This is a genomic window from Propioniciclava tarda (assembly GCF_900182665.1).
Classification (GTDB): domain Bacteria; phylum Actinomycetota; class Actinomycetes; order Propionibacteriales; family Propionibacteriaceae; genus Propioniciclava; species Propioniciclava tarda.
The window spans coordinates 365,389-385,901 of sequence record NZ_FXTL01000001.1 but is presented as its reverse complement, the minus strand read 5'-3'; the positions used below and the strand labels follow the sequence as shown (position 1 = coordinate 385,901).

General features: G+C 68.7%; 16 protein-coding genes. 12 read left to right on the top strand and 4 right to left on the bottom strand.

All coding sequences use genetic code 11. The features are described 5' to 3' along the window. Positions 1-13 precede the first annotated feature (13 nt). Together FN821_RS01825 and FN821_RS01820 are read right to left on the bottom strand one after the other, a co-directional pair. Positions 14-331 carry a rhodanese-like domain-containing protein gene (locus tag FN821_RS01825; RefSeq protein ID WP_131170824.1) on the bottom strand — a complete coding sequence of 106 codons (318 nt, stop codon included), beginning with the start codon at positions 329-331 and terminating at the stop codon, positions 14-16. A gap of 15 nt (positions 332-346) precedes the next feature. Next, a complete protein-coding gene (locus tag FN821_RS01820; RefSeq protein ID WP_131170823.1) occupies positions 347-1,723 on the bottom strand; it encodes an MBL fold metallo-hydrolase in 1,377 nt (458 codons plus the stop codon). Positions 1,724-1,854: 131 nt separating this feature from the next. On the opposite strand from FN821_RS01820, the gene FN821_RS01815 reads away from it, so the two are divergent. The 7 genes from FN821_RS01815 (at position 1,855) to FN821_RS01785 (ending at position 11,425) form a co-directional block, all read left to right on the top strand. After that, positions 1,855-2,196: a metal-sensitive transcriptional regulator gene (locus FN821_RS01815; protein WP_131170822.1), complete on the top strand. Its 342-nt coding sequence runs from the start codon at positions 1,855-1,857 to the stop codon at positions 2,194-2,196. A gap of 27 nt (positions 2,197-2,223) precedes the next feature. Next, entirely contained in the window at positions 2,224-2,574 is a 351-nt protein-coding gene (locus tag FN821_RS01810; RefSeq protein ID WP_131170821.1) for a DsrE/DsrF/TusD sulfur relay family protein, read from the top strand. A 169-nt stretch (positions 2,575-2,743) separates the two neighbouring features. Next, the gene (locus FN821_RS01805; protein ID WP_131170820.1) at positions 2,744-5,659 is read left to right on the top strand and encodes a helix-turn-helix transcriptional regulator; all 2,916 of its coding nucleotides are present in this window, start codon (positions 2,744-2,746) and stop codon (positions 5,657-5,659) included. A gap of 323 nt (positions 5,660-5,982) precedes the next feature. Continuing rightward, on the top strand, positions 5,983-8,502 hold the full coding sequence (locus FN821_RS01800) for an InlB B-repeat-containing protein (RefSeq protein ID WP_165489192.1): 2,520 nt from the start codon (positions 5,983-5,985) through the stop codon (positions 8,500-8,502). Positions 8,503-9,170: 668 nt separating this feature from the next. Continuing rightward, a complete protein-coding gene (locus FN821_RS01795; RefSeq protein WP_131170818.1) occupies positions 9,171-9,668 on the top strand; it encodes a rubrerythrin family protein in 498 nt (165 codons plus the stop codon). A 192-nt stretch (positions 9,669-9,860) separates the two neighbouring features. Beyond that, positions 9,861-10,709, top strand: a complete 849-nt coding sequence (locus FN821_RS01790; RefSeq protein ID WP_131170817.1) for an aldo/keto reductase — start codon at positions 9,861-9,863, stop codon at positions 10,707-10,709. Positions 10,710-10,723: 14 nt separating this feature from the next. Next, positions 10,724-11,425: a heterodisulfide reductase-related iron-sulfur binding cluster gene (locus FN821_RS01785; protein ID WP_421958030.1), complete on the top strand. Its 702-nt coding sequence runs from the start codon at positions 10,724-10,726 to the stop codon at positions 11,423-11,425. Between the two features lie 120 nt (positions 11,426-11,545). On the opposite strand, the gene FN821_RS14115 is transcribed toward FN821_RS01785, so the two are convergent. Further along, positions 11,546-12,208 carry a hypothetical protein gene (locus FN821_RS14115; protein ID WP_165489191.1) on the bottom strand — a complete coding sequence of 221 codons (663 nt, stop codon included), beginning with the start codon at positions 12,206-12,208 and terminating at the stop codon, positions 11,546-11,548. Positions 12,209-12,381: 173 nt separating this feature from the next. Here FN821_RS14115 and FN821_RS01775 point away from each other — a divergent pair, with 173 nt between their 5' ends. Both FN821_RS01775 and FN821_RS01770 read left to right on the top strand, forming a co-directional pair. Next, on the top strand, positions 12,382-13,143 hold the full coding sequence (locus FN821_RS01775) for an aldo/keto reductase (protein WP_131170816.1): 762 nt from the start codon (positions 12,382-12,384) through the stop codon (positions 13,141-13,143). Positions 13,144-13,157: 14 nt separating this feature from the next. Beyond that, positions 13,158-14,117: an aldo/keto reductase gene (locus FN821_RS01770; RefSeq protein WP_131170815.1), complete on the top strand. Its 960-nt coding sequence runs from the start codon at positions 13,158-13,160 to the stop codon at positions 14,115-14,117. A 329-nt stretch (positions 14,118-14,446) separates the two neighbouring features. Here FN821_RS01770 and FN821_RS01765 read toward each other — a convergent pair whose 3' ends face one another. Then, positions 14,447-15,712 carry a RidA family protein gene (locus FN821_RS01765; RefSeq protein ID WP_131170814.1) on the bottom strand — a complete coding sequence of 422 codons (1,266 nt, stop codon included), beginning with the start codon at positions 15,710-15,712 and terminating at the stop codon, positions 14,447-14,449. 232 nt (positions 15,713-15,944) lie between these two features. On the opposite strand from FN821_RS01765, the gene FN821_RS01760 reads away from it, so the two are divergent. The 3 genes from FN821_RS01760 (at position 15,945) to FN821_RS01750 (ending at position 20,502) form a co-directional block, all read left to right on the top strand. After that, positions 15,945-18,710 carry a type I restriction endonuclease subunit R gene (locus FN821_RS01760; protein WP_131170813.1) on the top strand — a complete coding sequence of 922 codons (2,766 nt, stop codon included), beginning with the start codon at positions 15,945-15,947 and terminating at the stop codon, positions 18,708-18,710. A 221-nt stretch (positions 18,711-18,931) separates the two neighbouring features. Next, a complete protein-coding gene (locus FN821_RS01755) occupies positions 18,932-19,966 on the top strand; it encodes a restriction endonuclease subunit S (protein WP_131170812.1) in 1,035 nt (344 codons plus the stop codon). 128 nt (positions 19,967-20,094) lie between these two features. Then, entirely contained in the window at positions 20,095-20,502 is a 408-nt protein-coding gene (locus FN821_RS01750; protein ID WP_131170811.1) for a helix-turn-helix domain-containing protein, read from the top strand. The last annotated feature ends 11 nt before the right edge of the window (positions 20,503-20,513 follow it).

Here is a 20,513-nt window from a genome sequence, read left to right as displayed (position 1 = left end):
TCGAAACCTCGCGCTACTTGACGTCGGTGCCGGTCACCACGGGCCAGCCGCGGTTGATCCAGCCCATGGTGCCCTCGTCGACGCTGACCGCGTCGTAGCCGGCGTACGCCAGCACCTCGGCGCCGACTTTGCTCCGATTACCGGAGCGGCAGATCACATAGACCGGCACACCGACAGGCACCTCGGCTTTGCGGTTGGGCAACTGGCCCAGTGGGATCAACACCGCGCCCGGCACGTGGCCCTGCGCGTACTCGGAGGGCTCGCGCACGTCGACGATCGTGAGGTCGTCGCGGTACAGGTCGTGGAACTCGATCAAAGGCATCGTCTTCATGACAGTGGTCCTCTCTCAGGCCCGGGCGGGGACGGCGGCGATAGCGGTGTAGCCGCCGAGAACGTCGGAGACGTCGGAGAAGCCGTGCCGACGCAGCCAGCTCGCACCCACGCTGGACCGGTACCCGCCGGCGCAGTGCAGCAGCACCGGACGATCGGCGTCCAACTCGCTGAAGCGCCGTGGCAACTCGGCGAGCGGGATGTGTCGGGCTCCGTCGACGGTGCCGTTGACCAACTCGCCGACGTTGCGGATGTCGACCAGTTGCACGTCGGGGTCGGCGATGGCGTCGAACATCGCGGACGCCGTGAGCCGGCTCGCCTGTTCCGCGTCCTCCGGGTGCTCGACCAGGTAGGCCTCGACGTTGGGCACGTAGCCAACGCAGTGGTCGAAGCCGATGCGGGCCATGCGCAGCGCCGTGTCCTGCTCCTGGCCAGGCTCGGCCACCACGACGAAGTCGTCGCCGGGAGCGATCACCATGCCGGCGGTCTCGGCCATCCGCCCGCCGAAGCCGACGTTGATCGATCCGGCCAAGTGCCCGGCCGCGAAGTCCATCGGGTCACGCGAATCGAGGATCACCGCACCGGACGCGAGCGCCGCGGCGAGGCCCTCGGCGTCCAGGGCCGGGACGGTCGCGCCGGTCGCCCGGACGGGACGCTCCTGCCGGTTGGCCACGGCGTCGTGAACGAAGTACGCGGGCGCGGACGGCTGGCCTTCGGTGACGATCTCGACGAACTTCTCCTCGCTCATGGGCTGGCAGGCGTAGTTGAACAACCGCTGCTGGCCGATCGTCGAGACCCGCTCGACCGAGAGGTTCTTGCCGCACGCCGAGCCGGCACCGTGGGCCGGGTAGACGCGCACGGCGTCCGGCAGGCCCATCAGCTTGTGCTGGATCGAGTCGTAGAGCTGGGACGCGAGTTCGGCTTGGCTGACGCCGATGGACGCCAACAGGTCGGGGCGTCCGACGTCGCCGATGAACAGGGCATCGCCGGTCAGGACGCCGTAGGGCGTCGCGTCGTGGGCGTGCTCGAAGACCAGCACGCTGATCGACTCGGGCGTGTGGCCGGGGGTGGTCATGATCTGCAGCGTGACGTCGCCGAGGCTGATCCGCTCGCCGTCGTGCAGCGGACGGAAGTCGAACTCGGGCTGCGCACGGTCGCCGTAGCCGATCCAGGCGCCGGTCTCGCGGGCCAGCTCGAGGTGGCCCGAGACGAAGTCGGCGTGGAAGTGGGTGAGGATGACGCCCTCGATCGTCAGATCGTGCTCACGGGCGTCGGCGAGGTATTCCTCGATGTCGCGGCGCGGATCGACGACCACAGCGCGTCCGGTGGTGGTGTCGCCGATCAGGTAGGACGCCTGCGAGAGGCATTCCAGGTAGTACTGCTCGAACAGCATCTGTTCTCCTCTGAGCTCGACGCCCCCACCTCCAGGGGCAACTGAGACCTACCCTACATACCCCCCGGGGTATGTCGCAAATACCCCCAGGGGTATATATTTGGTCTCGTCCCCGAGCGGGAGGAACAGCGATGACCACGACGAACCGACAGCGGGACGGCGTCCGACCAAGCGGCGCCGCTCAGGCGTCCGGTGATGTCACGCGCCACAGCGTCACCTTGCCGCCCGACGAACTGGACGCCCTACGGGCGCGCCTGCGTCGCATCCAGGGGCAGGTCGGCGCGGTCGTCACGATGCTCGACGAGCAGCGGGAGTGCCGCGAGGTCGTCCACGTGCTCGCCGCTGCGAGCGGCGCGCTGAATCGGGCCGGCTTCGTGCTGCTGAACCGGGCGATGCGGCAGTGCGCCGCCGATCCCGACGCCTCACCCAACGACCTTGCCGCGCTTGAGAAACTTTTCCTCGAAATCACCTAGCACCAGCACGAAGCAGAAAGCCACACCGTGAACGTCTTGACCATCATCAACGGATCCGCGTACGGACTCGACTCCACCTACAACGCCGTCCGGCTGGCCGGGAGCATGGCCAAGCGCGAGGGCGTCACGTCGACCGTGTTCCTGATGGGCGACGGCGTCACGGTAGCCATCCAGGGCCAGAAGACCCCGGACGGCTACTACAAGCTCGACCGCATGCTCGCCCCCATCGTCGCCAGCGGCGCCGAGATCCTGTGCTGCGGCACCTGCATGGACGCCCGCGGGATCGTCCCGGAGATGCTGGTCGACGGCGCCCGCCGCTCCACGATGGACGAGCTCACCGACCTCACCCTGGCAGCCGACAAGGTGCTCATCTTCTGACATCACTCGAATCGCCGTCCTGTTGACCATCGGGCCGGCGTCGAGGGGTCGGCCACCTGGGGCATCGGCACGAAGAACTCCGTGGGACGCCCCCCGCGGAGGTCTTCGTACGGCGCCCTTCGTAGTGGAAGATAGGCCACCACAGAGCGGTATTGGGCGAGGAGCTCAAGTGCAGGATGGTGAACGCCCCGGACGCGAACGCGCGGGTCAGCTCGCGGACGCCGTTCGCGGCCTGGTGGGCCAGGACCACGACGTCGTCCTGGTCGCCGGTCCACCTGGATTCGGCACGTCCACCTTCCTGGAGGGCATCGCGACCGGCTGCCGCGCGGCCGGCTGGCGAGTCGTCACCGCATCCGGGTCGTTGGCCCATCGGTCGATGCCTTACTCCACGATCATCGACCTGCTGCGCGACCTGGTGGGCACCGCACCGTCGGCGTCCGCGAAGCTCACGGACGGAATCCCGGACCTCCACTGGCTGATCGGCGGCCCCAGGCCGGGCGCGAACCCGCTGCCCGCGGAGCCAGGGCTCGAACGCGCCCGCCTGGCGGACGCCGTCCGGCAGGTGCTGCTCCGTGCGGCCGGCACCGGACGAGTGCTGGTCGTGATCGACGACGCCCAGGACGCCGACGAGGTCTCGCTGGAGATCCTGCGCTACGCCCTGGCCGATCGCCACGGCGCGCGGGTCGCCTGCGTCCTGGGTCTTCGGGCCGATCCGGGGACGCCGCCGCCGTCCGTCATCGCGGACCTCGGCGCGTGGGTCACCCGATTGAGGACTGGCCTCCGCATCGACCTCAGCCCCCTCACTCGGTCAGAGGTGGCCGCGCAGCTCGCGGGCATCCTGGGCGGTCCCCCACCCGACGGCGTGACGACGCTGGCCCACTCCCTGAGCGGCGGGTCGCCGGGGCTGGTGCGCCTTCTCGTCGACGAACTGCTGCGCAGCGGCGTCCTGGAGCGGCGAACTGGGGTGTGGCTGCTCGGACCCGTGGACGACCTCACGGTGCCCCCGGACGCCGAGCCCCTGCTTGCCGCGATGCTGGCTGGGGTCGACGAGGCGGCTCGGTGCGCCTTTCAGCTGCTGTCCGCCGCCGACGGTGAACTCCCGACCGCCGCCCTGTGTCGGGCCTGCTGCCGCGGGTCGGGGCTGGAGGCCGCGGTCCAGGTGCTGGCGGACCGGGGGCTCGTGCGCGAGGACCTGAGGCCTGAAGGTCATGTCGTGCGCGGAACCGTCCCGTTGCTGGTCCGTCTGATCGCCCAGGCACAAGGCCCTCAACGTCTCCAGGAGCTGCGCGACGCCATCAAGGAGGCGTCACGACCGAACGCCAAGGCGCCTGGTCCGGCGGGCGCGCGCTCGACGCCGTGCGAGGGCTGGCCGTCGTCCGAACTCCAAGCATTCGAGCTACTGCGGCTCGGGGTGGACGAGGCGCTGGCGGCACGCTCGTGGCGCGAGGCGGTGACCCTCGCCGAGGCGAGCATCCGGCGCGCGGCCGCGCTGGGGGCGTCCGAGGAATTGGCTGGGCTGCACGAAGCACGGGCGCGCGGCCTGGACGCTGGCGGTCACCGGACGGACGCCGTGGCGGCCTGGCGGGCGTCCGTCACGGCGACCCCCCTGGACGACGTCGCGCGACGCGCCGACCGGCTTCGGCGCCTGGCCGAGCTCGAATGGACCGAAGGCCTGTTCGCGGCCGCTGGCGGGTCCATCGAGGAGGCGGCCGCGCTCCTGGAGGGCCAGGAGGACGCCGTCGGCCCTGTCCGAGACGCCGTGACGCTCACCCGGGGGCTCTTCGCGGGTCGGGCTCCGTTGCCCAGCCCGCAGCAACTCCAGGCCGTCGCCGACCTGGACGGCCTCTGGCGACGCACGGGTTCGCCCGCGGCGGGCGTCGTGCGGCTGATCGTGGCGTCCGATGCGGCGTCCAGGGATGGCCGCTTCGACCAGATGCTCGACCTGGCGCGCCAAGCCTGCCGGCTCGCCGAGGGCAGCAACGACCTCCGGCTCGTGGGGCAGGCGGCCGTGGCGCTCGAAACGACGCAAGTGGTCGCCATGGACGTCGCGGCCCGGACCGCCATCGCCGCCTCGATCGCGTCGGCGGCACAGGCCGGGCTCCAGTCGCTGGAGGCCGACCATCGTGCGTTGGCGGCGTTCCTGCAGGTCAACGTTGGCGATATCGCCGGCGGCTTGACCCACGCGGACGCCATCCTGACGATCGGCTCGAGGCTGGGCAGCCGCGCGGTGCTGACCAAGGGCTTCCTGGTGCGTGGGCTGATCCACGCGTACGTGGGGAACGTCGGCCTGGCCGTCGCCTGCCGAGACGAGTTCCTGGGTTGTTACGACTCCGAGAGCGCGACGCTGCTGCACTTGAACGTGGGGGCCGGCGAACTCGCTGCCCACATCGCGCTCCGCCAGGGGCGGCTCGGCGACGTGCTGACCGCACTTCATCCGGAGGGCGCGCCGCGTCGCGGCCACTGGTTCCACGCCAGCATGCTGGCGGGCAGCGCCCACTTCAGGCTGTCGGACGCCGACGCGCTGGCCGCGCAGGTGGGCGTCCTGCGCGGACTGCCGGAGCCGCTGCCGTGGGTGGACGCCGTGGTCGATCGGCTGGAGGGGCTCCGCGCGACCCTCGTAGGAGACCGGGGAGCGGCCGCCGAGCTGTTCCGCGCGAGCAGCGTCCGGCTGGACGAGCTTGGGCTCGCCCTGGCGGCAGCCTTCGTCTGGCTGGAGTGGGCCGAGCTCGGACTGGCCGGCAAGCTGGACGCCGAGGCGTCCGCCCTCGTCGAGGGGGTCGCAGCGGAACTGGCCCGGATGGGGGCCCAGGAGGCCGCCGAACGCGGACGCCGACTGCTGCGCGGCCCCCGTCGGACGGCGGAGTCGCCCACGCGGACGGGCGAGCTGACAGATCGTGAACTGGACGTCGCACGACTGGTCGCAGAGGGGCTGAGTAACCCTGAGATCGCCGAGCGGCTGTTCGTCAGCACCCGCACGGTGACCACTCACCTCACCCACATCTACCGGCGGCTCGGGCTCAGCGGTCGCACCGCGTTGGCCCACCACCTGCACACCCAGGGAACGAGCGAACCGCACGCGTCCTGAGCGGCGGCCACGGCGTCCACCTGATCTGGAATCTCGCGCCGACCCTGCCACTCGCCGACCTCGACGATTTCTTGCGCCTGCCCCCTTCTGGGTCATGGGCCGCGTGTCGACCGCTGCGGGCGACCGACGTGTTGCTCGGTGCGGTGCCGAGGAGTCCACGCGCCGCCAAGTACGCAATCTCTACGATGCCGGCCCCCTGCTCTGCGGTGTGGGGTGAGCATCGCCGCGCGCGCTCTGTGCGCGGACGCCTCACCCAGCGCTCCGGGTCGTTCCAGGATCGAGTCATCGTGAGAAGTTCCCCGAGTCGTCGCCCTGCGACCTCCGTGCTTGCCAGTGCCGTGGTGGCGGGCCTGCTGACCACCGCTCTGCCGCCCACCGCCCATGCCGCCCTGGCGACGGCCTACCAGCCGTACGGGTCGGCGTCCCTGCTGACCGTCGGCAGCCATCAGTACTACGACGTGTACGGCACCCAGGCCCGCGACATCTCCGAGCCGTCGCTGTTCCTGCGCAAGGTGCTGAGCACACCCGTGCCCGGGGCCAGCGTCAACTCGCTGTCCGACCTGTGGGGTGATTTGGCCCGCACCATCTACTTCACGTCCACGAGCAACCAGAATTACGCGATCCTGGCGAGCAACGGCTTCAACACGACCCCGTGGCAGAAAGGCCCGATCACCGAGGCCTCCAGCCTCGCGGTGGCGGACCAGCAAATCCGCGCGTCCATGGGCCAGCCCGCCGGGTACGTCGAGAACGACGATCTGGCCAAGAACACGACGAGCCAGACGGTCTTCTACCAGGTCAGGTCCGCGGCAGGTGACGTTGGCGGCAAGGCGGGCATCGCGGTCATGTTCTACGGCTTCAAGCTCGGCTATCTCAACGCGGGCTCGCAAATGGCGTCGGCCCCGCCCGGGCCGGACAACAAGGTAACCACCGGAACCCCAGACGTGTCGTACTCCGGCGGCGTCCAGAACCTGTCGAGCGTGCCCGTGCAAGCCAGCCAGTCGCTCTCGCAGACCACCACCCAAGACGTCACGAACTCCGTGACCACGACCGAGCAGTACAGCCATACCCAGGCGATCGAGTACACCACCGAGCTCACGACACCGCTCAGTGGCCTGGTGGGCGGGGGCAAGGAGACGATCAAGGTCGCGTTGAACGCCACGGAGATGTTCGGCACGGCGACGACGAGCTCGACGACCAACAGCACCTCCACCTCGGCCACCGGACAGGTCTCGATGGCCCTCCCCGCGCACACCGGGGCCTTGATCAGCCAGTCGACCACCAAGTCGACCTTCCTCGCCAAGTACGACTACCCGGTCTCGGTGCAGTACCAGGTCAAGATCGTCGCCTACGGGAACTACCAAGTACAGATGCAGGACCAGACGCTGACCACGTTCGGTGAGAACCCGGCCGGCGTCGCGTTCGCGGCCGACAACCTCCAGGCGCGCTACACCAACCGCTCGGTGTCGGGCTATGAAACCACCCACGGCACCGGCCTCGACTGGACAGCCATCGACAGCGTCGGCACGCGAGCCAGCACTGAGACGGGCACCCCCCTCATGAAGATGTTCGGAGATGCCTCCTACTACAACTACACCCGGATGATGGCCTGCCTGACCGGCATCCGCCCGATGTCGTTGACCGGAGGCGTCCTCAGCGGGACGAGCACGACCATCGCGTCGAACGTGGCCGCCATCACGCCGCTCTACCCGTTGGAGCGCGTGACCACGACCCAGCAGCGACCGCTCGCGCTCACGCCGGGCGACCAGCTCTACACCGACGACATCCCGCTGCGCGGCATCAACCGCTACTACGTGGATTACTACGGCTTCAACCCCCTGCGGGGACGCTGGGTCGTCCTGGACTCCACGGGGACGCCGGCTCCGGCCAGCCCCGTCGCGCAGCTGCACACCAATCCGTACACGGGGACCACGACTCTGGACGCCGGCACCACGCCGGGGACCGTGTACCTCAAGTACCTGATCACCGACGGCCTCTACACATTCGGCGACCAGACCGGACCGGCCACCACCAACGCCGACCTGGTCAGCACCGCGGTCGTCCCGGTCAACGTCGCCTCCAAGCCCTTCACCGGATCGATCTCGGTGAGCGGTTCGCTGACCGGCTATGTCGGGGACGCCCCCCTGACGGTCAGCGGCCTGCTGAACCCGGTGCTGTACGACACCACCGGACTGCAGGTCGATCGTCCGGTGACGTGGCAGGCGCAGGAACTGGCGTCGTCCGGCGTCCAGGTCGTCGGCAACAAGATCACCTTCACGACGACCGGCACCTTCCACGTGCGGGCAATCGTGGACGGCGTGTACTCGCCCTGGATCGCCGTCACGGCTCAGCCGCAGCGCAAGCTGGCCTCGATCGCGATCGCGGATCCAGCCAAGGTGTTGAACGTCACCCTCACCAAGGGTGGGTCCGCCACCGTCGACCTCAGCCAGCTGTCGGTGGTGGCCAAGGACCAGTACGGCGCGCCCTTCGCGCTCTCGGCACCCACGTGGGTCCCGACCGGGACCGGGCTGAGCGTTCAGGGCAACGTGCTGACCGTTACCGCCGCAGGCACCTACAGCCTGGCGCTCAGGAGCGGCGCGGTGAGCTCGAACTCGTTGGCGGGGAAGGCCACGCTCGTGGTCCGGCAACTCAACTTCAACACCGCGGGTGGCGCGGTCCTGTCCCCCGCTACCTTCGCCGACGGAACCGTCGTCGACACCGGTAAGTACAAGGTGAAGCGTCCCGGGTACACCTTCACCGGCTGGTACGCCGATGCGAAGCTCACGAAGAAGGTCGCCAAGTTCGCCATCACGGCCGACACGACGGTGTACGCGGGCTGGCGGTAAGCCCTAGACAGCCAACCGCCCGGGGCACGTGTCGATCACAACCGTGCCCCGGGTGGGGCCACGTCGGAGAGCAGTGGCTCGAGCCAACTCCTATGCCTGCTGACCCGGCACGAGTCGTGAGCATCAGGTCGTCCATCGGGATGCGTATGGGCCAGCGCGGACGCGATCGACTCGGAACTGGCCGTCGTTCCAGCACGGGACGATGATGGTCACCTTGGCCACGGACTCACCTCTCGGCCGCCATCATGACTCCACCCCCGCCGACGCGACAGCGCGCTCATCGCGGGCGCGCAGCCACGTGCGTCCGCTCAAGAGCAGCACGAGCACGACGACCCCGCAACCGGCGCTGACCGGGGCGGCACCTTCAGCATGCCCAGCCCCGTGGCCGTCAACACTGCTACCACGCACGACCGGACGATCCCCTGGGTAGGTGCCAGGAGCGCCGCCCGCCATCAGGGCGGCGACGAGGGACGGGTCGAAGCCGGACACCAAGATGTGGCCCTACCGCGCGCCCAGTTGATCGCATCCCAGCACCGCCTGGCTGCGTTGCGGCCCTCGATCTGGCGAACGTGCCTTCAACTCCGGCGCGACCTGCAGGCCTGACCGCCTGTCCGCTCGCTCGCAGCGAAACTCGCACGGCGGCGTCCGGGCCGGTCTACGGTCGAACCATGACCGAGCGCACTGTCTCCAACCTGATGGCCGCGTTCGCCGGGGAGTCCCAGGCGAACCGCAAGTACCTCGCCTACGCGAAGAAGGCCGAGAAGGAGGGCAAGCTCAACGCCGCCCGCCTGTTCCGGGCCGTCGCGGAGGCCGAGACGATCCACGCGCTGAAGGAGCTCGAGCGGGCCGGCCAGGTCGGCACGACCGCCGAGAACCTCGCCGCCGCGATCGCGGGCGAGAACTACGAGAACGTCACGATGTACCCCGACTTCGCGGCCGAGGCGGACGCCGACGGCCAGGCCCCTGTCGCCAAGCTGTTCCGGATGATCGCCGAGGTCGAAGGCGTCCACGAGGCGCTGTTCACGAAGGCGCTCGCCGCGCTCGAGGACGACTCCGAGGAGCTCACCTTCTTCGTCTGCCCGTTCTGCGGCTACGTCGAGTTGGGTCGTCCGGACAAGTGCCCCGTATGCGGCGCCCCTGGAGAGAAGTTCATCGAGGCCGCGTAGGTCCGAAGGACGTTTGCGTCACCCGTCCAGACGAGGACGAGCCTGGCGGGGCGCTGATCTGGTGATGATCTGCAGGTAGAAGCGCCCTGCCACCAAGATGGGTGCGCTTCTGGTTGGCAGACGATTAAGAGCGCACCTATCAGGCCCGATGGGACGGATCCTTTCGACCCCGCATCATGAAAGGATTCACCCATGCAGATCGTCACCCTCGCCAACGGCGTCCAGATGCCCATCCTCGGACTCGGGGTCTTCCAGATCCCGGACGCCGACACCGAACGAGCGGTGACCGAAGCCCTTGAGGTGGGCTACCGATCGCTCGACACCGCGGCGTCCTACGGCAACGAGCGCGCGGTCGGACGCGCGATCGCGGCCAGCGGCGTCCCTCGCGACGAACTCTTCGTGACGACGAAACTGTGGGCGTCCGAGACGGGCGAAGCCCGGACCAAGGCGGCGTTCGAACGCTCCGCCGACAAGCTGGGGCTGGACGCGCTCGACCTCTACCTGATCCACCAGCCGTACGGCGACGTCCACGGGTCGTGGCGCGCGATGGAGGCCCTCTACGCCGCCGGCCGCGTCCGCGCGATCGGCGTCTCGAACTTCTACCCGGACCGACTCGTCGACCTGATCATGCACCACGAGGTCGCGCCGATGGTCAACCAGGTCGAGGTGCATCCCTTCTTCCAGCGCGCCGACTACCAAGAGCTGATGTCCGCGCGTGGCGTCCAGATCGAGTCGTGGGGACCCTTCGCCGAGGGCCGGGGCGACCTCTTCACGCACCCGGTGCTGGCCGCGATCGCGGCCGCCCACGGCCGGACGATCGCGCAGGTCGTGTTGCGGTGGCTCGTCCAGCGCGGGGTGGTGGCGATCCCGAAGTCGGTCCGCCGCGAGCGGATGGTCGAGAACCTCGCCGTCTTCGACTTCGACCTATCGGACGCCGACCTCGCGGCCATCGCAGCTCTTGACACGGGGGCGTCCGTCTTCTTCGATCATCGAGATCCGGCCATGGTGGAATGGATCGGCAACCGCAAGCTGAACGACTAACGAGAGGACACCGCATGGACAAGCGCTTCCTCGGACGCTCCACCGCGGGGGAGACCATCCAGGGGTGGTTGAAACGGCGTCCGGCGCCGACCAAGCGACCCACGCGCGGCCCGCTGGTGTACTTCCACGGCTGCGCCGGCGGGTTCTTCGAGGTGGAGGCGTCCCGGCACGCGATCCAGGTGCTCGAGCACCTCGGCTACGAGGTGCTGGTGCCGAGGCAGGGCTGCTGCGGGCTGGCGGAGCAGAGCAACGGGCTGTTCGAGTCGGCCACGAAGTCCGTCCGGCGGCTGGTCGGGCAGCTGCGCTCGGCCGGCACCGACCTCACGATCGTGTCGACGTCGGGGTCGTGCACCGGCATGTTGAAGCACGAGGCGCACGAGATCCTGGGCGTCGACGACGCCGACCTGGCCGACGTCGGGACGCGCATCCGCGAGATCTCCGAGTTCCTGCTCGAGCTGCACGACGCCGGCGAGCTGCCGGTCGAGCAGTTCGGACGCATCGACGAGACGATCCCGTACCACGCGCCCTGCCAGCTCAGGAGCCAGGGCATGGGGACGCCCGCCGTCGACGTGCTGCGGCTCATCCCGGGCCTCACGGTGGTCGACAGCCAGGCCACCTGCTGCGGCATCGCGGGCACCTACGGCCTGAAGAAGGAGAAGTACGAGATCGCGCAGGCCGTCGGCAAGCCGCTGTTCGACATGGTGCGGGCCACTTAACGACCACCTGGCGGCCTGCGACACCGAGACGTGCCGCTGGCAGATCCAGAAGTCGACCGGGGGCCACACGGTGCACCCGATCACCCTGGTGCACCGGGCGCTGGGGCTGGCGGGCTGAGGTCAGCCGCGGGCCCGCCACCGGGCCAGCAGGTCCATGAACACCACGGCCATCGCCGCGCCGGCGCCGAAGGCCACCGCGAACAGGCCCGCCTCGGCTCCCTCGCCGCCGATGACGAGCGACACGATGACCGCGACGAGGACGATCGCCAGCGCCCCCAGGCGGAGCCGGTCGAGGCGGACGTGCTCCTTCGTCCCGGTCAGGTCGCGCACGGCGGCGATGACCGGCCCGGCCAGGAACGCCAGGGTGGCGAGGGCGACGACGACGCCGAGGTCCCAGGGCCCCATCTCCTCGCGGGGGTAGAACGCCGGCACGAAGCGCCACAGCGAGAACAGCCCGAAGAACGCCGCGCCGACGACCGGGCCGGCGACCACCGCCCCCACGATGCCGCCCAGCACGATCGCGCCGCTCAGCGAGCGGCCGTGGACCTGCCACGCGATGATCGGGGCCGCGAGGAACGACGCGGCGATGAACGCCAGACCCATGCCCTCGAGCCAGACCGGCGCCGTCATGGGGTCGGGGTTCCCGCCCGAGACCAGCAGGACCAAGAGCTCCTGGAGCCCGAACCCCACGAGCGTGATCACCCCCGAGAACAGAAACGCGTCCGCAGCCAGGTGATAGCGATCGCGGCCGGCCACTGCGGGCCGCTGCAAGGTTCCAGACATCTCCGAACACCTCCGGGCAACCGTCGACCCGGGCGGTCCGCCCGCATCCAGTCTACTCCCGGCGGCGGGTTTCGCACCAGAGCGCACGTCTGTGCGTATCAGATCCGTATGGATCCCGTCTCTTCTTCGTAGTCGCGCCCTGATCGCGCCGGACGGCATCTCTAGCGTGCTGGATGGAGAGGTTTCTCCGGTCGTCGTCGACCGGAGCGGCCAGTTGGTGTGTCCACAGAACCCCGGGGGGAAACCATGAACCAGCGTTCGCGTCGCGGAGACCGCGTTCTTCGCACCATGACCGACAGTCGGGGCCCACGTCGCCTGCTGACGGCCCTTGTCGCGTTCGCGATGACGTTCTCCCTGACGATGCTGCCCGGGGCTGTGCAATTCGCCCACGCCCTGGAGATCGTCTGGGGCTACAACGTCGTCGACGACGGCGGCTCGAACGACCCGAACGGCGACGGTCAGAACGACCTGACCCGGCTGATGGGGGACGAGTCGGCGACCGCGACCTTCCCGATCGGGTGGTCGTGGGACCAGCCCACGACGATCAAGGGCGGGAACGCGTCCAACGCGTGTGCCCTGTTCGACACGGACGCCGACGGCAACGTCAACTACGCGTTCTGCGTCGAGGTGAGCTACACGACCGAGCGGGGCTACTTCATCACCGACTCGGGCACCGGCGCCGACTCGGTGAAGGACTTCCCGGCCGCCTTATCGCGCAGGTCGTGTTGCGGTGGCTCGTCCAGCGCGGGGTGGTGGCGATCCCGAAGTCGGTCCGCCGCGAGCGGATGGTCGAGAACCTCGCCGTCTTCGACTTCGACCTATCGGACGCCGACGTCGCGGCCATCGCGGCTCTTGACACGGGGGCGTCCGTCTTCTTCGATCATCGAGATCCGGCCATGGTGGAATGGATCGGCAACCGCAAGCTGAACGACTAACGAGAGGACACCGCATGGACAAGCGCTTCCTCGGACGCTCCAGCCTTGAGGTTTCGGACATCGGCTTCGGCTGCATGTCGCTGCACACCCTCGAGGACGCCCGCGCGGTCATCGGCGCCGCCCTGGACGCCGGCGTCACCTTCTTCGACACGGCGGAGGTCTACGACGCGCACGCCAACGAGACGTTCGTCGGCGAGGTGTTGGAGCCCTTCAAGGGTCACGTGCAGATCGCGACCAAGTTCGGCTTCAACGTGAACAACGGGTTGGAGGGGCTGAACTCGCGTCCGGAACGCATCCGTGAGGTCGTCGACGGGTCCCTCGGACGCCTCCGCGTCGAGCGTCTGGACCTGCTGTACCAGCACCGCCTCGATCCGGACGTCCCCATCGAGGAGACCGCCGGGGCCGTCGCCGAGCTGATCGCGGCGGGCAAGGTCGGCGGCTTCGGCATGTGCGAGGTCGGCGTCGACGCCATTCGGCGGGGGCACGCCGTCCAGCCGCTGACGGCCCTGCAGTCGGAGTACTCGCTGTGGTGGCGCGAGGCCGAGAACGAGATCCTGCCCACGCTCGAGGAGTTGGGCATCGGGCTCGTCCCGTTCAGCCCGCTCGGCAAGGGCTTCCTGACGGGCGCGATCACGTCCGCCGCCGACGTGGCCGGCAAGCACGTCTCGATGTTCCCCCGCTTCAACGACGAGACCTTGACCGCGCACGCGGCCCTGGTGGACGCCGTCAAGGCCATCGCCGCACAGCACGGCTGCACCCCCGGCCAGGTCGCCCTCGCCTGGATCATCACGACCCGTCCGTACGCGGCACCGATCCCCGGCACGAGCAAGGCCGAACGGGCGAGGGAGAACGCCGGTGCGGCGTCCGTGCGGTTGACCGCAGACGACGTCACCGAGCTGAACGAGGTCTCGGCGCGCTGCCAGGTGGATCCGCTCCGCTACCCCGACGACATGCAGAAGATGATCAACCGGTAGCTGAGAGCTCACCCAGCCGAACTCCCGACTGGGTGCTTAAGCTCCCGGGTAACCGCAACAACCAGCACCCAGTCACCCCTGCCGAGGCTAGGTAGACGTGGGAGCTGATTTGCGTGCCACGATGAGCCTGGGCGTCAGCGGCGTCCAGTCGAGGCAACCTGCAGTCATGACTGGACGAACCTCGAACGGTGCGACGCTGACGCCCGCTCGGTCGTCGACGAAGCCCCGGCCCCTGGGTCGAGTGCTCGCAACCAGGGCGTACCGTGTGCGACCCAGAAACCAACTCGGGGAGCCGGACCGGCGTCCGACTCCCCTGCTGGCACCAAGGCTCACCGGACGGGCGGCGTCCCCTCGGCGTTCGACAGCACACCGTCGATCATCACGGACGCTCCGCCGGGCAGCTCCGAGACGCCGACGACGCGGCGCGCGGGCACGCCTCCCGGGAAGAACTCGGCGTAGGCGCGGTTGACCGCTTCGAGGTCGGCGAGGTCCGTGAGGTAGAGGTTCACCTTGACCACGTCGGCCAGCGAGTGGCCGATGCTCTCGACAACGGCCTCGAGGTAGGTCAAGCACTGTGCGGCCTGCGCCTCGGCTCCGCCCTCGACGAGCGAGCCGGCGACGTCCATGGGCAGCTGAGCCGACAGGTTGTTGTAGTGCGAGAACGCGACCGTCTGGGTCGACAGCGCCGACCGCGGGGCGGCGTCGGTGTTGTTCGGGCGGATGACGAGGCCGTGGCGGTCCTCGACGGCCTGCGGGGGCGTCCCGTCGCCGTGCGACACGACGGCCTCGACCTGCACGGACGCTCCACGCGGCAGCCAGGACGCCGGCACGACCGTCCGCGCGGGAACGTAGCCGACGGTCCGGGCGATGCCCGAGTCGGGGAAGAACGTCGAGTAGACCTCGTCGACGGCCCCGGTGTCCGCCAGGTCGGTCAGGAAGATGTTGACCTTGACGATGTCGTCGAACGGCACGTCGATCGCTTCCAGGATCGACTTCACGTTGCGCAGGCACTGACGAGCCTGATCCTGGACGCCGCCGGCGACGAGCTCGCCCGTGGCCGGGTTGATCGGCAACTGGGCGGTGATGTTGTTGTAGTGAGAGAACGCGACCGTCTGGGTCGACGAGTCGCTCAGCGGGGCGGTCGCCGTGTTGTGCGCGACCTTGACCAGGTCGTTCGCCTGCGGCGCGTTCGGGATCGTCCCGAGCCCGTAGCTGACCAGCGCCTCAATCTGCACGGACGCCCCGAGCGGCAGCGCCGCCACGCCCACGACCGTGCGAGTGGGCAGGTAGTCGGTGAAGAAGCCGCGGTAGACGGCGTCGATGGCGTCGGCGTCCGAGCCATCGGTCAGGAAGATCGTGACGCGGATCACGTTGTCGAGGCTCTGCCCGATGCCGTCCAGGATCGCGGCGATGTTCGTCAGGCACTGGGACGCCTGCGCGGCGGCGTCGCCGTCGACCAGCTTGCCGGTGGCGGGGTCGATCGGCAGCTGGGCCGACAGGTGGTTGTAGTGCGAGAACGCCACGGTCTGCGAGCACGGGCCGAGGGCCAGTCCGCTGACGGGGTTGCGCGACAACACGGCGTTGTAGTTGCTCATTGCGGGTACTCCTGGTTGTTCGTTGCGACATGGGCGCCGCCAGAGCCGAGGCTCGGGCGCCTGACCGTGAGGCAGTCGATGGCTCACGATCCCCGGCGGGGGCACTCACCGCCGAACAGGCATGGCCAGCTTGCCATAATGTCTCGCATACTTTCTAGGAAGTAGCGCAACTTCGCCCATACTTTGATCGGGCACGATCCGGGTCCAGCCGCCCCAGCGCTACAGTCTCGCCATGACCCCCGAAGACCGCCTCGCCGCCGAGGAGCGGGCGCGGGTCATCATCGATCGCCAGCTCCGCGACGCCGGCTGGCAGGTGCAGTCGTTGAAGCAGCTCAGCTTGGCCGCCGGCCAGGGCATCGCGGTGCGCGAAACGACGATGAAGAGCGGCCACGGTCGCGCCGACTACCTGCTGTACCTCGACACGCGCGTCGTCGGGGTCATCGAAGCGAAGCCCCAGGGCACGGCGCTGGCCGGTGTCGAATGGCAGTCGGCGATGTATGCAGCCGGTCTGCGTCCCGAGGCGCTTCGCCGGGCTCGCCTGTGCGATGGACGCCTCCCGTTCGTCTTCGAGGCGTCCGGCAGCGAGACCTGGTTCACGAACGGCTTCGATCCGGACGCCCGCGCTCGCCGACTGTTCAGCTTCCCGCGTCCCGAGACGCTAGCGCGCCTTCTTCGGGACGCCGACGCGGACCCTGCTCGACCGACCTGGCGTGCGAAGGTGCAGGCGCTACCGCCGCTCGACACCACGAGCCTCCGGCCAGCGCAGATCGAGGCCATCGCCGGCGTTGAGCGGTCGCTACGCGAGCAGCGCTTCGATCGCTCGCTCATCCAGATGGCGACGGGGGCGGGCAAGACCTTCACGGCGGTCACCCAGTGCTACCGGTTGCTCGCGCACGGGGGCTTCAAGCGCGTCCTTTTCCTGGTCGACCGCAACAACCTGGGCAAGCAGACGGCGTCCGAGTTCGGCAACTACCGCGTCCCAGGCGACGGACGCCGCTTCAGCGAGATCTACCCGGTGGCGACCCTGACGTCGGCCGGGATGCTGGAGTCGTCCTCGGTGGTCATCTCGACGATTCAGCGCGTCTATTCGGTGCTCAAGGGGCAGACCGTGACGGACGCCGACGACGAGGCCCTCGACTCCTTCACCCCGGACGCCCCCGTCACGGTCGAGTATTCCCAGGCTCTTGCCCCGGACGCCTTCGACCTCGTCATCGTCGACGAGGCCCATCGCTCGATCTACGGCGTCTGGCGCGGCGTCCTCGAGTACTTCGACGCGCACGTGATCGGCCTGACGGCGACGCCGGGCAAGCAGACGTTCGCGTTCTTCCGGCAGAACCTGGTGTCGGAGTACACCTACCCGCAGTCCGTGGCCGACCGCGTCAACGTCGACTTCGACATCTACCGCATCAAGACCGAGATCTCGGAGCAGGGCGCGTCCATCGAGGCCGGCACCATCGTGCCGAAGCTCGACCGTCGCACCCGCCAGCAGCGCCTCGAAGCGCTGGACGAGGACGTCGATTACGGCAAGTCCGACCTCGACCGCGCCGTCACGTCGGTGAGCCAGATCCGGCTGGTCCTGCAGACCTTCCGCGACCGCCTGTTCACCGAGATCTTCCCGGGCCGCTCCGAGGTGCCGAAGACGCTGGTCTTCGCCAAGGACGACGCACACGCCGAGACGATCGTCCGCATGGTGCGTGAGGTCTTCGGCAAGGGCAACGACTTCGCCACGAAGATCACGTACCAGAACAAGGACGCCGAGGCGCACCTCACCGCCTTCCGCACCTCCCCCACCCTGCGCATCGCCGTGACCGTGGACATGATCGCCACCGGCACCGACGTGAAGCCGCTGGAGTGCGTGTTCTTCCTGCGCGACGTGCGCAGCGCCCAGTACTTCGAGCAGATGAAGGGCCGCGGCGCGCGCACCATCGACGCCGCGACGTTCGCGTCCGTGACCCCGGACGCGCTGGCCAAGACCCGCTTCGTCCTCGTGGACGCCGTCGGAGTCACCGAGCACGACTTCGTCGAGCCGCCGCTCAACCGGGTCAAGGGGGTGTCGCTGGAGTCCCTGCTCAAGAAGGCCGCCTTGTTCGAGTTGGACGCCGACGAGGCCGCCACGCTGGCGTCCCGGCTTGCGGCCCTGGAGTTGGATCTCACCGTCGCCGAGCGTGCCGAGTTGGACGAGGTCGCCGGACGCCCCTTGCGCGGCATCGTCCGGGGGCTGGTGGACGCCGTCGATCCGGACGCCCAGGCGAAGGCCGCGGCGGGGGCGTCCGATCCCCAGGCGGCGATCGAGGCCCTGCTGGAGGCTGCGGTCGCGCCGCTGGCGTCCAACCCGGACCTGCGCGCGCGAATCCTGGAGTTGCGCCGATCCCACGACCGGATCATCGATGAGGTGAACGTCGACCGCTTGGTCGATGCGCACGGCGTGGTGGATCCGGGGCGGGCGAAGTCGATCGTCGAGTCGTGGCGCGCCTATCTGCACGAGCACCGCGACGAGATCTCGGCGATCGCCGTGATCGACGAGGCGCGGCGGCTGCGGGGTACGGCCAAGGTGTCGTTCCCGCAGGTGCAGGAGTTGGCCGACCGCATCGCGCGTCCGCCGCGTAACTGGACGCCGGACCTGGTCTGGGCCGCCTACGAGGCCGTGGACGCCGGCAAGGTGCGTCCGTCAACGCGGCACACGCTGACGGACCTGGTGTCGCTGCTGCGCTACACCCTCGGCCTGGACTCCGAGCTCGTGCCCTACGCCGAGACGGTTCGGACGCGGTACGCCGGCTGGCTCGCGGGCCAAGAGCAGTCCGGACGCCGCTTCACCGTCGACCAGCGCTGGTGGCTGGACAACATCGTCGAGGTCATCACCGTCTCCGCTGGGATCGCGCCGGAGGACTTAGACGGCACCCCGTTCAGCGACCGAGGCGGCGTGGACGGCGCGGTGCGCGAGCTGGGTCCGGACACTGAAAGCATCCTGGACGCCCTGAACCGGGAGTTGACCGCTTGAGGACCCCGCCCGGTTGGACGCGAGTTGCCTTAGGCAAAGTCACGGCTTCGCCAAAGAAGTCGGACCCAGCCGGCCTGGACCGGGCGCTGATTCAGTATGTCGATATCGGAGCACTCGACGGACCGTCTGGAACCATCGGGTCCGGGCAAGTGATTAGGGCTGAGGAGGCGCCGAGCCGCTGTCGCCAGGTTCTTGAGCCTGGGGACACTCTGTATTCGACTGTGCGCCCCTATCTGCGCAAGATGGCTCGCGTTGGGCCGGGGTTGCGGGGCGAGTATGCATCGACCGGGTTTTGCGTCCTCAGGCCAAACGCGGACCTCGACCCGGACTTCCTCTATCGATACGTCGAATCACAGGCGTTCGAGGACCAGGTCTTGCCGCTACAAAAGGGCGTGAGTTACCCGGCGGTACTTGATCGGGAGGTCCGCAGCTGTCAGATCGCATTTCCGGGGCTGACAGAGCAGCGCCGGATCGTCGAGATCATCGAGGACCACTTCTCCCGCCTCGACGCGGCCGAGCGCAGTATTGCTGCTGGGCTCGAGAAGGTGGAGGCGATGGTTGCCGTCGCCTTGGCCGCTGCGGGCACCGGGCCCATGACGCCGTTGACACAGACGGCTGACATTCAGGGTGGCATCCAGAAGACCCCGGCACGTGCTCCGCGGGAGCACCCCAGGCCCTTCCTCCGTGTGGCCAACGTCACAGCTGAGGGGCTCAATCTCGACGAGATTCACTACGTGGAGGCGAGCGACGACGAGGTCGCTCGCTTGAGCCTCCGTGCGGGCGATCTGCTCGTCGTCGAGGGAAATGGCAGCCCGAGTCAGATCGGCAGGGCAGCCGTTTGGGACGGCTCAATTGAAGGCTGCTTGCACCAGAACCATCTGATCCGCGTTCGGCCCCGCGAGGGGCTACTCCCTGAGTACCTCGAGATCGTCTGGAACTCCCCCATCGCTAGGCGGAGGCTGAGTCAGGTGGCTAGTTCGAGTAGCGGCCTGCACACCCTGAGCGTCCGAAAACTCAGCCAACTCAGCTTCCCCGTTCCGTCTGTCGCGGACCAGAGCGCCGTGGTCTCGTATATCCAAGAGCTGCGCCAGCAGAGCCGAAGACTAACCAACGAACTCCTTCGAGCGAGAACCCGTTCGACCTCCCTGCGCCGCGCCATCCTGGCGGCGGCGTTCTCGGGACGACTCACGGGGTCGGCGTCCGACGCAGACCGCATCGAAGAGCTGGCGAGCGCCGCACCTCCTGGGGCCGACTGACGCCGGCGTGTCCACAGGGTGGGCAATCCAGTTTGGCCACTCGCCACCCCAGGCGGTAGATTCATCTGTGACATCTGCGGCATCTGCATCAATCGGTGGTGCGCCTGGCGGATGCGAAAGAAGTTGAGATGCCTGCCCTGATTGAAGTCCGTTCTTCTGTCGTCCCCGCAGACGACCTCAAGGAGCTGTCGTCGTTTGCTTCCGGTCTGAACGAAGGCGAGTTGCGCGACTTGCTGCTGGCTCTGACCGAGTCCTTGAGTGCTGGTTTTGACTTCACGTTGCTCGATTCGTCCACCGAGCTGACCCCACAGCAAGCTGCCAGCCGATTGAAGATGAGCCGCACGCACTTGTACAAGCTGCTCGAGTCCGGAGAGATCCCGTCGCATCGTGTCGGCCGAGACCGCCGCATCACCGGCCCTGATCTCGTCAACTTCGAACGCCGTCGCCAAGCCGAGCGTCGCGCTCTCGCGGAGCGCTTCGCCCGTGCGAACCAGATCGAGCGCGAAGCGATAGACGAACTCGCAGACGAGCTGTAGCGGAGCCGTCG